At 60.8% G+C, this 14,537-nt stretch carries 13 protein-coding genes; 11 read left to right on the top strand and 2 right to left on the bottom strand.

All coding sequences use genetic code 11. The features are described 5' to 3' along the window. The first annotated feature begins 5 nt into the window (after positions 1-5). From GA0061100_RS08675 to rpmG, 10 genes are all read left to right on the top strand, one after another. Positions 6-962, top strand: a complete 957-nt coding sequence (locus GA0061100_RS08675) for an aspartate carbamoyltransferase catalytic subunit (protein ID WP_069614943.1) — start codon at positions 6-8, stop codon at positions 960-962. Further along, complete coding sequence (locus GA0061100_RS08670; RefSeq protein WP_075852310.1) at positions 959-2,248, top strand: dihydroorotase; 1,290 nt, start codon at positions 959-961, stop codon at positions 2,246-2,248. The genes GA0061100_RS08675 and GA0061100_RS08670 overlap by 4 nt, the downstream gene beginning before the upstream one ends. 34 nt (positions 2,249-2,282) lie before the next feature. Further along, positions 2,283-2,900, top strand: a complete 618-nt coding sequence (gene plsY, locus GA0061100_RS08665; protein WP_083961300.1) for a glycerol-3-phosphate 1-O-acyltransferase PlsY — start codon at positions 2,283-2,285, stop codon at positions 2,898-2,900. Then, positions 2,900-4,048, top strand: coding sequence for a DNA-processing protein DprA (dprA, locus tag GA0061100_RS08660; protein WP_075852308.1), 1,149 nt, complete (start codon positions 2,900-2,902; stop codon positions 4,046-4,048). Before plsY ends, dprA begins: the two co-directional genes overlap by 1 nt. A 175-nt stretch (positions 4,049-4,223) precedes the next feature. Beyond that, the gene (topA, locus tag GA0061100_RS08655) at positions 4,224-6,893 is read left to right on the top strand and encodes a type I DNA topoisomerase (protein ID WP_075852638.1); all 2,670 of its coding nucleotides are present in this window, start codon (positions 4,224-4,226) and stop codon (positions 6,891-6,893) included. Continuing rightward, on the top strand, positions 6,890-9,268 hold the full coding sequence (gene rnr, locus GA0061100_RS08650) for a ribonuclease R (RefSeq protein ID WP_075852307.1): 2,379 nt from the start codon (positions 6,890-6,892) through the stop codon (positions 9,266-9,268). Before topA ends, rnr begins: the two co-directional genes overlap by 4 nt. A 32-nt stretch (positions 9,269-9,300) precedes the next feature. Continuing rightward, entirely contained in the window at positions 9,301-9,756 is a 456-nt protein-coding gene (locus GA0061100_RS08645) for a DUF983 domain-containing protein (RefSeq protein WP_075852306.1), read from the top strand. Continuing rightward, positions 9,753-10,070 (top strand): hypothetical protein, encoded by a 318-nt coding sequence (locus GA0061100_RS34300; protein WP_143525393.1) that lies wholly within the window; start codon positions 9,753-9,755, stop codon positions 10,068-10,070. The genes GA0061100_RS08645 and GA0061100_RS34300 overlap by 4 nt, the downstream gene beginning before the upstream one ends. After that, entirely contained in the window at positions 10,063-11,247 is a 1,185-nt protein-coding gene (locus GA0061100_RS08640) for an MFS transporter (RefSeq protein WP_075852305.1), read from the top strand. The genes GA0061100_RS34300 and GA0061100_RS08640 overlap by 8 nt, the downstream gene beginning before the upstream one ends. Positions 11,248-11,343: 96 nt before the next feature. After that, entirely contained in the window at positions 11,344-11,511 is a 168-nt protein-coding gene (rpmG, locus tag GA0061100_RS08635) for a 50S ribosomal protein L33 (protein WP_003587245.1), read from the top strand. Positions 11,512-12,335: 824 nt separating this feature from the next. Here rpmG and GA0061100_RS08630 read toward each other — a convergent pair. Together GA0061100_RS08630 and GA0061100_RS08625 are read right to left on the bottom strand one after the other, a co-directional pair. Further along, the gene (locus tag GA0061100_RS08630; RefSeq protein WP_075852304.1) at positions 12,336-13,709 is read right to left on the bottom strand and encodes a PleD family two-component system response regulator; all 1,374 of its coding nucleotides are present in this window, start codon (positions 13,707-13,709) and stop codon (positions 12,336-12,338) included. A 16-nt stretch (positions 13,710-13,725) separates the two neighbouring features. After that, positions 13,726-14,097, bottom strand: a complete 372-nt coding sequence (locus GA0061100_RS08625) for a response regulator (RefSeq protein ID WP_028754034.1) — start codon at positions 14,095-14,097, stop codon at positions 13,726-13,728. A 131-nt stretch (positions 14,098-14,228) separates the two neighbouring features. On the opposite strand from GA0061100_RS08625, the gene GA0061100_RS08620 reads away from it, so the two are divergent. Next, positions 14,229-14,537 (top strand): DUF3572 domain-containing protein, encoded by a 309-nt coding sequence (locus GA0061100_RS08620; protein WP_075852303.1) that lies wholly within the window; start codon positions 14,229-14,231, stop codon positions 14,535-14,537.

Below are 14,537 nucleotides of genomic sequence, written 5' to 3'. Positions count from 1 at the left end.
GGTTCATGGTCTTCTTTCCCCACCGCCACCTCATTGGCATCAAGGGCCTCACCGAGCAGGATATCACCTATCTTCTCGACAAGGCCGACGAGGCGGTCAAGATCAGCCGCCAGCGCGAGAAAAAGACATCGACGCTTCGCGGTCTCACACAGATTAATCTCTTCTTCGAGGCATCGACGCGTACGCAATCCTCCTTTGAGCTTGCCGGCAAACGGCTTGGCGCCGATGTGATGAACATGTCGGTCGGCAACTCCTCGGTCAAAAAGGGTGAGACGCTGATCGACACGGCGATGACGCTGAATGCGATGCGGCCCGACGTGCTCGTCATCCGCCATTCGAGCGCGGGTGCTGCGGCGCTGCTGGCCCAGAAAGTCTCCTGCTCGGTCGTCAACGCCGGCGATGGCCAGCACGAGCATCCGACGCAGGCACTGCTTGACGCACTGACGATCCGCCGCGCCAAGGGCAAGCTCTCGCGCATCATCGTCGCGATCTGCGGCGACGTGCTGCATTCGCGCGTTGCCCGTTCGAATATCCTGCTTCTCAACGCCATGGGCGCGCGCGTCCGCGTCGTAGCACCGGCCACCCTGCTGCCGGCTGGCATTGCAGACATGGGTGTCGAAGTCTTCCATTCGATGAAGGAAGGGCTGAAGGATGCCGATGTCGTGATGATGCTGCGTCTGCAGCGCGAGCGCATGTCCGGCGCCTTCGTGCCCTCGGTGCGCGAATATTATCACTTCTACGGGCTCGACGCCGAAACGCTGAAGGCAGCCAAGGAGGATGCGCTCGTCATGCACCCGGGTCCGATGAACCGCGGGGTGGAAATCGCTTCCGAAGTGGCGGATGGCCCGCAAAGCGTCATCGCCGAACAGGTCGAGATGGGCGTCGCCGTGCGCATGGCCGTGATGGAGACCTTGCTCGTTTCGCAGAACCAAGGGCCTCGCACTGAGGGAGTGGGCGCATGAGCAACTCGATCGCCCTCCAGAACGTCCGCATCATCGATCCCTCGCGCAATCTCGATGAGATCGGTACGATCGTCGTCGAAGACGGCGTGATCGTTGCCTCGGGTAAGGATGCGAAGGGCCATGCAGCCCCGAAAGGCGCGACCGTTCGCGATTGCAGCGGCCTCGTCGCCATCCCCGGCCTGGTCGACGCACGCGTACATGTGGGCGAACCCGGTGGCGAACATCGCGAAACCATCGCCTCCGCCAGCCGCGCCGCGGCGGCCGGCGGCGTCACCTCCTTTATCATGATGCCGGACACGGATCCGGTCATCGACGATATCGCCCTAGTCGAGTTCGTCCGGAAGACTGCGCGCGATACGGCCGTCGTCAATGTCTATCCGGCAGCGGCTCTCACCAAGGGTCTCGCCGGCGAGGAGATGACGGAAATCGGCCTGTTGCGGGAAGCCGGAGCCGTCGTGTTCACTGACGCGCATTCCAGCGTCCACGACACCCAGGTCCTGCGCCGGGTGATGACCTATGCGCGCGAATTCGGCGCGGTGATTTCCTGCGAGACACGCGACAAATATCTTGGCGCCAACGGCGTTATGCACGAGGGCCTGCTTGCAAGCTGGCTCGGCCTCTCGGGCATTCCGAAGGAAGCTGAGTTGATCCCGCTGGAGCGCGACCTTCGCATCGCGACGCTGACGCGCAGTCATTATCATGCGGCGATGATTTCGGTGCCGGAATCGGCCGAGGCGATCCGCCTTGCCCGCTCGCGCGGCGCCAAGGTCACCTGCGGCATCTCGATCAACAATCTCGCGCTCAACGAAAACGACATCGGTGAATACCGGACCTTCTTCAAGCTCTATCCGCCGTTGCGCTCCGAGGATGATCGCACAGGCATGATCGAGGCGCTGGCCGACGGCACGATCGACATCATCGTCTCCTCGCATGATCCGCAGGACGTCGATACGAAGCGCCTGCCGTTCGGCGAGGCGGAAGACGGCGCCGTCGGGCTCGAAACGCTGCTTCCGGCCGCGCTCCGGCTCTATCACAGCGGTCAGGTCAGCCTGATGCGGCTCGTCGATGCACTGTCGACGCGGCCGGCCCAGATCTTCGGGCTGCCCGCCGGCACGCTGAAGCCCGGCGCCAAGGCCGATATCGCGCTTGTCGATCTTGACGAGCCTTGGCTTGTCGCCAAAGACATGCTTCTGTCGCGCTCGAAGAATACGCCTTTCGAAGATGCAAGAATGAGTGGCCGGGCGGTGGCAACCTATGTCGCCGGCACGCTGGTTCACAGTCTCTAGGGCGGCCCCAAGGGTTTACGGAGAATAAGACGTGATGGCTGATTTCTGGACTTGGCAGCTTACCCTGCAGACCGCGCTGGCCGCCGTCGTCATCGGCTACCTGCTCGGCTCCATTCCCTTCGGCCTTCTCCTGACCCGCATGGCCGGGCTCGGCGACGTGCGCAACATCGGCTCGGGCAATATCGGCGCAACGAACGTGCTGCGCACCGGCAACAAGGGGCTTGCCGCCGCGACGCTGCTGCTCGATGCCTTCAAGGGTACGGCCGCTGTTCTTATCACCGCGCATTTCTTCGGCGAAGATGCCGGCGTGCTCGCCGGTTTCGCGGCCTTCATCGGCCACATCTTCCCGGTTTGGATCGGCTTCAAGGGCGGTAAGGGAGTGGCGACCTATCTCGGAATTCTGCTCGGGCTCGCGCCGCTGATGGCACTGATTTTCGCCATCGTCTGGCTGGCGATCGCTTTTACCACCCGCTATTCCTCGCTTTCCGCACTGGTTGCAACCCTTGTCATCCCGGTTGTATTGTGGATATTGGGTGTCGATAAGATCGCCGCCGTCATGGCGCTGATGACCGTCATCTCCTGGTACAAGCACAGGACCAATATCGCCCGGCTGACCGCGGGAACGGAAGGCAAGATCGGAGCAAAGGGATAATGGATACAGGCAGCGCAAGACGGATCGGAGTTGCGCTGACCGAAAAACAAAGGATCGCCTGGCTCAGGCTCATCCGCTCCGACAATGTCGGTCCGTCCACCTTTCGCGACCTCATCAATCACTATGGTTCGGCTGAGGCGGCTCTGGCCGCGCTGCCGGAGCTTTCGCAGCGTGGCGGCTCGACGCGCGCTATCCGCATTGCCGACGAGCGGGACGCCCTGCGGGAGCTGGAAGCTGCACATCGCTTCGGCGCGCGCTTTGTCGGCATTGGCGAGCCGGATTATCCCCCTGCCCTCCGCGAGATCGACGGCGCGCCGCCGCTGCTTGCCGTCAAAGGCAACATGCCCACAGCAACACGGCCGGCCATCGGCATGGTCGGCTCGCGAAACGCCTCGATCAGCGGCGTCAAATTCACCGCCATGATCGCTCGCACATGCGGCGACGCCGGCTATGTCGTCGTTTCAGGCCTTGCACGCGGCATCGATACGGCCGCCCACCGCGCCAGCCTCCCGACCGGTACGATCGCGGCTATGGCTGGTGGCCTCGACCAGCCCTACCCGCCCGAGAATATCGGCCTGCTCAACGACATCTGGGACGGCAACGGGCTTGCCGTCAGCGAAATGCCCTTCGGCTGGGAGCCGAGAGCGCGCGACTTTCCGCGGCGCAATCGCCTCATCGCCGGCATTTCGCTTGGCGTCGTGGTCGTCGAGGCAGCTACCCGCTCCGGTTCGCTGATTACGGCGCGTCTTGCCGGCGAATTCGGTAGGCTCGTCTTTGCCGTTCCCGGCTCGCCGCTCGATCCGCGCTGCGAAGGGACGAACGGCCTGCTCAAGGACGGCGCAATGATCGTGACGACGCCGGACGATGTCGTCGAAGCGTTGCGGCCGCTCGCCGAGCCGGATCTCTTTCGCCCGCGCCCCGCCTCGCCGCCCATTGAAAAAAGCAGGCCCATCTCCACGCCGCCCGATGATGCCGAACGCGACCACATCGTCGAAGCCCTCGGCCCGACGCCGGTCGAGATCGATGACATCGTGCGTCATACCGGCCTGCCTATATCGGCCGTTCACTCCGTTCTTCTCGAACTCGACATGGCCGGCCGGCTGCATCGTCATCCCGGCGGACTGGTGTCTATCTCCATGCTGGATTGAAAACTGTGACACGCGTACCAATTCTAAGCATCGCATCGTCGCGCCAAGCGCAAAAATCGCCTTCGCCTCTTGACCGCGACGATTTCCCTGTCCATGTCGGAAGGCCGGGAAGACGGAAAAGCCCGGTATCTCCCGCGCCTTATCCCGGCGCGACCTCGTATTCAGAGACTTGATGATGAACGTTGTAGTGGTGGAATCGCCTGCCAAGGCCAAGACAATCAATAAATATCTGGGACCCGGATATAAGGTTCTTGCATCCTTCGGCCATGTGCGTGACCTGCCCGCCAAAGACGGTTCGGTGCTGCCGGACCAGGATTTCGAAATGCTGTGGGAAGTCGATGGTGCCTCGCAAAAGCGCATCAAGGATATCGCCGACGCGATGAAATCCTCCGACGGCCTGATTCTCGCGACCGACCCGGATCGCGAGGGGGAAGCCATTTCCTGGCATGTGCTCGACCTCTTGAACAAGAAGCGCGTCATCAACGGCAAGCCGGTGAAGCGCGTCGTCTTCAACGCCATCACCAAGAAGGCCGTGCTCGACGCCATGGCTGAGCCGCGCGACATCGACGTGCCGCTGGTGGATGCCTATCTCGCCCGCCGCGCGCTTGACTATCTCGTCGGCTTCAACCTGTCGCCGGTGCTCTGGCGCAAGCTGCCGGGTGCCCGCTCGGCCGGCCGCGTGCAGTCCGTGGCGCTTCGCCTCGTCTGCGACCGCGAGTCCGAGATCGAACGCTTCATCTCCGAAGAATACTGGAACCTTTCTGCGATCCTGAAGACGCCGCGCGGCGACGAATTCGAAGCGCGCCTGGTGTCTGCCGATGGCAAGCGCCTGGCCCCACGCGCCATCGGCAACGGCGAGGAAGCCGGTAAGCTGAAGGCGTTGCTGGAAGGTGCGGCCTACGTCGTCGACACCGTCGAGGCAAAACCGGTCAAGCGCAATCCGAGCCCGCCCTTCACCACATCGACGCTGCAGCAGGCCGCGTCCTCGAAGCTCGGCTTCTCGGCCTCGCGCACCATGCAGGTGGCGCAGAAGCTCTATGAAGGCGTCGACATCGGCGGCGAGACCGTCGGTCTCATTACCTATATGCGTACCGACGGCGTGCAGATGGCGCCGGAAGCGATCGATGCGGCACGCCGCGCCATCGCCAACCAGTTCGGCGACCGCTACCTGCCGGAAAAGGCACGCTTCTACTCCACCAAGGCAAAGAACGCCCAGGAAGCGCACGAAGCGATCCGCCCGACCGATTTCGACCGCGTGCCGGACCGCATCCGCAAGTTCCTCGATGATGACCAGCTCAAGCTTTACGACCTGATCTGGAAGCGCGGTATCGCCAGCCAGATGGCATCGGCCGAAATCGAGCGTACGACCGTCGAGATCCTGGCCGACAATGCCGGCAAGAAGGCTGGTTTGCGTGCCGTTGGTTCCGTCATTCGGTTCGATGGCTTTATCGCCGCCTATACCGATCAGAAGGAAGACGGCGAGCAGAGCGACGACAGCGAAGAAGGCGGCCGTCTGCCCGAAATCAACGCACGCGAAAATCTCGCCAAGCAGAAGGTCAATTCGACCCAGCATTTCACCGAACCGCCACCGCGCTATTCTGAGGCGTCGCTGATCAAGAAGATGGAAGAGCTCGGCATCGGCCGCCCCTCCACCTATGCCGCGACGCTCGCGACCCTGCGCGACCGCGACTACGTGACCATCGACAAGCGCAAGCTATTGCCGCAGGCCAAGGGCCGGCTGGTGACGGCCTTCCTCGAAAGCTTCTTCACCAAATACGTCGAATATGACTTCACGGCCGATCTGGAAGAGAAGCTCGACCGCATTTCCGCTGGCGAGCTGAACTGGAAGGACGTGCTGCGTGACTTCTGGCGCGATTTCTTCGCCCAGATCGAAGACACCAAGGAACTGCGCGTCACCAACGTTCTCGATGCTCTGAACGACGCATTGGCGCCGCTCGTCTTCCCGAAGCGCGAGGACGGCAGCGATCCGCGTATCTGCCAGGTCTGCGGCACAGGCAACCTGTCGCTGAAGCTCGGCAAATACGGCGCCTTCGTCGGCTGCTCGAACTATCCGGAATGCAACTATACCCGCCAGCTTTCCTCCGAAGGCGGCGCGGAGGCCGAATCCAACGGGTTGAACGAGCCGAAGGCGCTGGGTGCCGATCCGGTGACCGGCGAGGAGCTGACGCTGCGTTCGGGCCGCTTCGGGCCTTATATCCAGCGCGGCGACGGCAAGGATGCGAAGCGTGCCTCGCTGCCGCGTGGCTGGAAGCCAGAAGATATCGACTATGAAAAGGCGATGGCGCTGATCTCGCTGCCACGCGACATCGGCAAGCATCCCGAAACCGGCAAGATGATCTCTTCCGGCATCGGCCGTTATGGTCCCTTCCTCCTGCATGACGGTGGCTACGCCAACCTCGAAAGCGTGGAAGACGTCTTCACGGTCGGACTCAACCGCGCGGTGACATTGATTGCCGAAAGGCAGAGCAAGGCAGCCGGTGGCAAGGCGCGCGGGACGGCAGCGGCGCTGAAGGAGCTCGGCGAGCATCCGGATGGCGGCGGCGCGATCACCGTTCGCGACGGCAAATACGGCCCCTACGTCAACTGGGGCAAGGTCAACGCCACCCTGCCGAAGGGCACGGATCCGCAGGCGATCACCGTCGAGGAGGCCCTGGCCCTGATCGCCGCCAAGGCCGGCAAGAGCGGCGGCACCACCAAGAAGGCGCCCGCCAAGGCAAAGACCGCGGCCGCCGGCGCAAAAGCGACGAAAACCACCGCCAAGCCGAAGGCTGCTGCAAAGAAGCCTGCGGCCAAGACGGCAGCGAAAAAGAAGAGTGCAGAGTGAGCAGAGAACCGCGCGGCAGGATTCCATCGTCGGAACGGCGTTCCGGCAAACCCGGCCGCGCCGGTAAGGCAGGCGGTGATGCCGAACCGATGATGGCAATCATCCATGGTGAGCTGCCGCCGCGCGAGGTCCTCCTGCGTTTCATCGCCGATCATCCGCAGCAGGCATCCAAGCGCGAGCTGGCCAAGGCCTTTGGTCTGAAGGGCGAGAGCCGCGTCGCGCTGAAGGAACTGCTGCGCGAGCTCGAAGAGGAAGGCATGGTGCAGAAGAGCCGCAAGTCGCTCATCCGCCCCGGTGCACTGCCGCCGATTGCCGTTCTCGACATCACCACCCGCGACAAGGACGGCATGCTGATCGGCCGTCCCGCCGAATGGGCCGAGGAAAATGGCGTCGCTCCGGCTGTCATGATCAAGCAATCCTCCTCACCCGCCGGTCGTAACAGCAAGGGCAAGGCGCCGGTTGCCGGCATGGGCGACCGCATTCTTGCGAAGATTTTCTCCGCCGTGGATCGCGGCGGCCCGGCCTATACGGCCCGCATCATCAAGGTCATCGACAAGCGGCAGGGCGCCTCCATGGGCGTTTTCCGCGAAACACCCGGCGGCGGCGGACGGCTGATGCCGATCGAGCGTCGTGGCGAGGAAATGGTGATCGACCCGGATTATACCGGCGGCGCCAAGGATGGCGACCTCGTCGAAGTGGAAGTCGCCCGCCTCGGCCGTTTCGGCCTGCAGCGCGCCAAGGTTCTGTCTGTCGTCGGCTCCGTCGCCTCGGAAAAGGCGATCTCGATGATCGCCATTCATGCGCACGGCATTCCGCATGTTTTCCCCGCTCCCGTGATCGCTGAAGCCGATGCGGCCAAGCCTGCAACCATGTCGCATCGGGAGGATTGGCGCAGCCTGCCGCTCATCACCATCGACCCGGCCGATGCCAAGGACCATGACGACGCCGTCTACGCTGAAATGGACCCCTCGCCCGACAATCCCGATGGCGTGATCGTCACCGTCGCGATTGCCGACGTTTCCTGGTATGTGCGTCCGAACTCGTCGCTCGACCGCGAAGCACTGAAGCGGGGCAATTCGGTCTATTTCCCCGATCGTGTCGTGCCGATGCTGCCCGAGCGCATCTCCAACGATCTCTGCTCGCTGAAGGAAGGCGTCGACCGGCCGGCCCTTGCGGTGCGGATGATCTTCTCCAAGGAAGGACGCAAGGCCGGCCACACCTTCCATCGCGTCATGATGAAGAGTGCGGCCAAGCTTTCCTACCAGCAGGCGCAGGCGGCGATCGACGGTAAGCCCGACGACAAGACCGGGCCGATGCTGGAGCCGATCCTTAAACCCCTCTGGCACGCCTACGAAATTCTGAAGAAGGGCCGCGACCGGCGCCAGCCGCTCGAGCTCGACATGCCCGAGCGCAAGATCCTGCTGAAGCCTGATGGCACGGTCGATCGCGTCTTCGTTCCGCCGCGGCTCGATGCGCACAAGCTCATCGAAGAGATGATGATCCAGGCGAACGTCGCAGCCGCCGAGACGCTGGAGAAGCGCAAGCAGGTGCTGATCTACCGCATCCATGACGGGCCGACGCTCGCCAAGCAGGAGATCCTGCGCGAATTCCTGGCGACACTCGGCATATCGCTTGCCAAGGGCGGCAATGTGCGCGCCAACAGCTTCAACGGCATCCTGGCGAAGGCCGAGGGCACTGCGCATCAGACCATGGTCAACGAAATGGTGCTGCGCTCCCAGAGCCAGGCGATCTACAGCCCCGACAATATCGGGCATTTCGGCCTGAACCTGATGAAATACGCCCACTTCACATCGCCGATCCGCCGCTATGCCGACCTGATCGTGCATCGCGCGCTTGTGGGTTCGCTCGGCCTCGGCGAAGGCGGCATTACGCCGGATGAAGAAGCCTCGCTCGATGATATCGCTGCGGAAATCTCGACCTTCGAGCGCCGCGCCATGGCGGCCGAACGCGAGACTGTCGACCGGCTAATAGCGCACCATCTCGCCGGCCGAGTCGGCGCGGAATTCGAGGCACGCGTCGGCGGTGTCACCAAGTCGGGACTTTTTGTCACCCTGCCGGACTATGGCGCCGACGGTTTCATCCCTATATCTACGCTCGGCACCGATTACTTCATCTACGACGAGGCCCATCAGGCGCTGACAGGCGAAAGAACGGGGCTCGGCTATCGTCTCGGCGACGATGTGACGGTGAGGCTGGCGGAAGCCGTTCCGCTCGCCGGAGCCCTGCGCTTCGAGATGCTGAGCGACGGCAAGCCTATGCCGACGGCGGTTCGTTCCTTCCACAAGGCGACCCGCCGCAACAAGAACCAGGCTCGCAAGGCGCCTGGCACGAGACCGCCGCGCGGCCGCAGATAAAGGACGGCTGCCGGCACGGAGGAAGCGTATTCATGACGGGCAGCCCATCCGACTCCCCCATCCGTTTCGGCGGTTCAGACGAAAACGAACGCCCTCTCGGACAGTCGATCACTCGCGGCATGCTGAACCGCTGCCCGCGCTGCGGCACCGGCAAGCTCTTTCGAGCCTTCCTGAAACCTGTCGACCATTGTGCGGTCTGCGGCGAAGATATCTCCCATCAACGCGCCGACGACCTGCCGCCCTATCTGGTGATCCTCGTTCTCGGCCACCTCATCGTCGGCGGCTACATGCTGACGGACATGACCTTCAAGCTGCCGCTCTGGGCGCATCTTGCTATCTGGGCACCCATCACCATTATCGCGGCGCTTGCCATCATCCAGCCGATCAAGGGCGGCGTCATCGGCCTGCAATGGGCGCTCCGCATGCATGGCTTCGGCGGTCATGACGACAGCCCGGAGGAATGGGATCAAGGAAACGGCAAGTCGTGACCATGCTGTCCGCTTCATGCCGCCGGTCTCTATCGACGGCAGAGATTGTTTCCAAGCATTGCGCTTCTATATCGGAAACTGCAGAGGTTTTGTTGCTTATTCGTGCTTCGGGCGAATTGCTTTACCGGCAACCGCTTGACATGAGCAGCATTTCTTGTCTGAACATGCCGCGCGTCATAGGGACTATTCCGGAGGGTGTGACCGATCACATGAAAGCCGACCCGTCACCTGAATTTGGCCGAGCCGTGCCTTCCTGTGTTCCGCATTCGGATCGATTCGCCCGCCTCATGCCCCAGGGATTTGTTTATGCTTGAACCGACGAACGACAAGGCCGGCCATGTCGAAGAAATTCACTGGCCTTCGCTCGTCGCAGCCATTGCCTCCGTGTCTGCCGTCGGCATCGCCATCGGGCTGGGCCTGCCGCTTCTGAGCATCATTCTCGAAAAACGCGGCGTTCCCTCGAGCCTGATCGGGCTGAATACCGCGATGATGGGCGTCGCCTCGATGCTGGCGGCTGTCATCACCACGAAGCTCGCTCATCGCTTCGGCGTGGTACAAACGATGATCTGGGCCGTCTTCCTGTCGGCACTGAGCTCGCTCGGCTTCTACTATGCCGAAAACCTGCTGTTGTGGTTTCCGCTGCGCATCGTGTTCCATGGTGCGACCACGACCCTTTTTATCCTGTCGGAATTCTGGATCAATGCCGCCTCGCCGCCTTCCAAGCGCGGCTTCGTGCTCGGCCTTTATTCCACAGTTTTCTCCCTCGGCTTTGCGGCCGGCCCCCTGCTCTTTTCCGTCGTCGGTAGCGAGGGCCTGATGCCCTTCATCATCGGCGCCTGCATCATCCTGGCAGCCGCCATTCCGATCTTCATCGCCCGCAACGAGAGCCCGATCGTCGACGAGAAGCCGGAACTGCATTTCGTGCGCTACATCTTCCTGGTGCCGACGGCGACGGCTGCCGTCTTCGTCTTCGGCGCGGTGACGGTCGGCGGCGGATCGCTCTTCACGAGCTACGCGACGCGGCTCGGCTTCAACGAATCGCAGGCAGCGCTGCTGCTGACCGTCATGGGTGTGGGCAATTTCGTCTTCCAGATTCCGCTCGGGCTGCTTGCAGATCGCATGCGCGACAAGCGGCCGCTGCTGTCGATCATGGCCACTATCGGGTTTGTTGGAGCGCTGCTGCTGCCATCGCTGTCATCGAACTGGATCATTCTCGCCATCATCCTGCTCTTCTGGGGCGGCTGCGTTTCCGGCATGTATACGGTCGGCCTGAGCCATCTCGGCACGCGGCTGACCGGCGTCGATCTTGTGGCCGCGAACGCAGCCTTCGTTTTCTGTTACGCCGTCGGCATGGTTCTTGGCCCGCCCACGATCGGCACCGCCATGGATCTCGCCAATCCCAGCGGTTTTGCCTGGGCTGTGGCCTTTTTCTTCGGCCTTTATGTCTTCCTTTCGGGGATACGGCTGCTTTTCATGGGCAACAGAGGTTGACTTTTCGGGCGCGATTTGTATTTTCGCGCCAGAATTCGCCGTGGACCTCCGCACTGGCCGTCCACGGCGTTCATTTTTATTAAAGGCAGGACGACCATGGCCAAGGCTACCACCATCAAGATCAAGCTGCTGTCGACGGCCGACACCGGTTTCTTCTACGTCACGACGAAGAACAGCCGTACGATGACGGACAAGATGACGAAGACGAAGTACGACCCGATTGCTAAGAAGCACGTCGAGTTCAAGGAAACGAAGATCAAGTAAGTTTCCTAAACCTCAGGTTACAAAAAGGCGCTTAACCCTCGGGTTGGCGCCTTTTTTGGTTTTGTCGGCGTCGTCTCGACCGGCGTCCGATTTTGCAACATCAATTGGAAAATGCCCGAGTTGAGCAATGGCCTGATCATTTCGGCAAAAAAGAAAAACGCCGCCTTCGATGAACGAAGAGCGGCGTTTTAAATTGGGGGCCGGCTAGCCTGCAAAACGGCACGAGGAACCGTTATTTTCTGCCTGCCAGCCGACCGACCCCACGACCCAGGAGATGCGGCGGACCTGAGCATCATGGGGTATCTCGAAACCCTTGCGGGTTGTCCATGTCCGGGACTAAATTCGCGCGAAATCGAAAGAAAATCAACAAATTCTTAATGATAAAAAATACTTGTCTGCTCGGATGGTTAAAATTCATGACTTTGGTGGAAAGGAATGTCCGATAGTCTTAGTGAAATAGGCTCAAGAAACCATCAAGAATAAAGTGATAACGCCTCCCTTGGTAGAAAAGATCGAATACAGATATTAAAGAGCATTTTAATATACAAATTACACTCAGTTAATCCATCACCTTCCAACCGACACCACATCATCAAACCGTCAACAAAACAAAACTATATGCAAACACAACAAGAATATTTCAAAAGCACTCAAAAAGCGAAGGCATCCACCAAATTCAAAAGTATAAGTATGCAGCGTTTCTTCAAAATGGGTTTATGTGGTTATGCCCGCAGGATAAAGAACAAAAAATTTTGAATTGTTGTTCAAAACCTGAAAAATACCCTCAATATTCACGGGTAGTCGCATTCCTTGGCCGTTCACCCCTAGGCCGCTGAAGCTACAACCCTGTTACGTCCTGCTCTTTTGGCCTCGTAGAGCGCAAGATCCGCCTGCTTCATCAACTGCTCCGGCGTCTCGATTGTCTCCAAACGGCACGAGATCCCGAAGGATGCGGTGATGTTAAGCGCAACACCGTTCTCGCGCAATTTCACGGGCATATTTTCTACCACAGCGCGTAGGCGTTCGGCGACCGCGGCGGCCGTATCAGCAGGCGTATCCGGCATGACCACAACGAACTCCTCGCCCCCATAACGGCATGCGAGATCAGCGCCGCGTACCGTGGAGCGGATCCTTGCGGCAAATTCCTTGAGAACTTCATCGCCGGCATCATGGCCATGGGTGTCATTGACGGTCTTGAAGCGATCTATATCGGTAATCAGGATCGAGAGTGGTCGGCCCCGCGCCAGAGAGCGATCGAACAGCACCTTGAGGTGATTGTCGAGGTAGCGCCTGTTATGCAGGCCTGTCAGCGCATCGGTGACGGCAAGCTCGATGGTCTGCTGCACGCTGGCGCGCAGGCGATCGTTGTAGCGTTTGCGGCGTATCTGCGTGAGGCAGCGAGCAACGAGCTCGTTCGGATCGATCGGCCGGACGATATAGTCGTTGACGCCAAGATCCAGCGCGCGAACGATCATGTCGTCTGCCCCCTGCTCCGTCACCAGCAGCACGGGCAGAAAACGCGTGCGCTCCAGCGAACGAAGCTGCGAGCAGAGCCGCAGTGGGTCGTAATCGTCAAAATTCGAATTGACGATGACCAGTTCGAACGGCCGTTCGGCGGCCTCGAACAGAGCGGCCTGCGGATCGGACATCGCGATGACCTGAGCAATCGGCTTGAGCGTACGGATAATACGTTCCTGCGAATTGGCGCGGCCATCGACCAACAACACCTGGCCGGCTTCCTCGGCGCGGCCATCGCCAGCCCGAATCAGATCATCGATACCGAAATTGCGCGCGGTTTCGTTGCGCATATGCAGCTCGTCGCTCAAAGTCTTGAGGCGAAGCAGGCTCTTGACGCGCGAAATGAGCTGCAGGTCGTTGACGGGCTTGGTCAGGAAATCGTCGGCACCGGCCTTCAGGCCGCGCACACGGTCGGCGGGCTGATCGAGCGCCGTGACCATGACGACAGGGATATGCGTGGTGCGGGGATCGGACTTCAGCCGCTCGCACACCTCGAAACCATCCATGCCGGGCATCATAATATCGAGGAGAATGAGATCGACTTGCGTGCTCGCGCAAATGGCGAGCGCCTTCAAGCCGTCTTCAGCCGTCAGGACTTCGAAATATTCGGCAAGCAGCCGCGCCTCCAGAAGCTTCACATTGGCCGGAATATCGTCGACTACCAGGATGCGTGCGGTCATCAGCTCTTCCCCATCATCAGGCGTCGCCCAGATAGGTCTTTATGGTCTCAATGAATTTCGGCACTGAAATCGGCTTCGAGACATAGGCCTCGCAACCGCCCTGGCGAATGCGCTCCTCGTCACCCTTCATGGCAAAGGCCGTGACTGCGATCACGGGAATGACGTGCAAATCGTCGTCTTCCTTCAGCCATTTGGTGACTTCCAGACCGGAAACCTCCGGCAGCTGGATGTCCATGAGGATCAGATCGGGGCGATGCTTGCGCGCGAGGTCGAGCGCCTCCATGCCGTTACGGGTCTGGATCGTCGTGTAGCCGGAAGCTTCGATCAGATCGCGAAAGAGCTTCATATTCAGCTCATTGTCTTCTACAATCATTACCTGCTTAGGCATGGAAAGCTGTCCCTGCATCCGGTATTGCATCCATTCTCTCGAAATATAGGGTCGCGAGGAACCGATTCCAGAAATACTTGAATCGCAAACTACCGGCATTTGGTTGAAAAATAGGTAACTCACCCTTCAAAATGCAAAGTAACTTCAAGAACCCGAAGAAGAATGCGGCCGACCCGCAAGAGACTGCGATCGCCGTACTCGGCTGGCTGGCCAACGAACCGGATATGTTCGGCCGCTTCCTGGCGCTGACCGGCGTAGAACCGGTGCAGGTGCGCAACGCCATCAACGAGCCTGCCTTTCTCGCCGGCATGCTCGACTTTCTCATGAACCACGAACCGACATTGCTGGCCTTCTGCGAGGCAAGCGGCATTCCGCCGGAGGTCGTCGCCGCCGCGTCGGCGCATTTTTCGCCGCCCGGCCTTGCCTCCGGAGAATACTGA

Source organism: Martinezella hainanensis, from assembly GCF_900094555.1.
GTDB classification, from domain to species: domain Bacteria; phylum Pseudomonadota; class Alphaproteobacteria; order Rhizobiales; family Rhizobiaceae; genus Rhizobium; species Rhizobium hainanense.
Note: the sequence above shows the minus strand (reverse complement) of the source record. Positions and strands in the feature narration are given on the sequence as shown.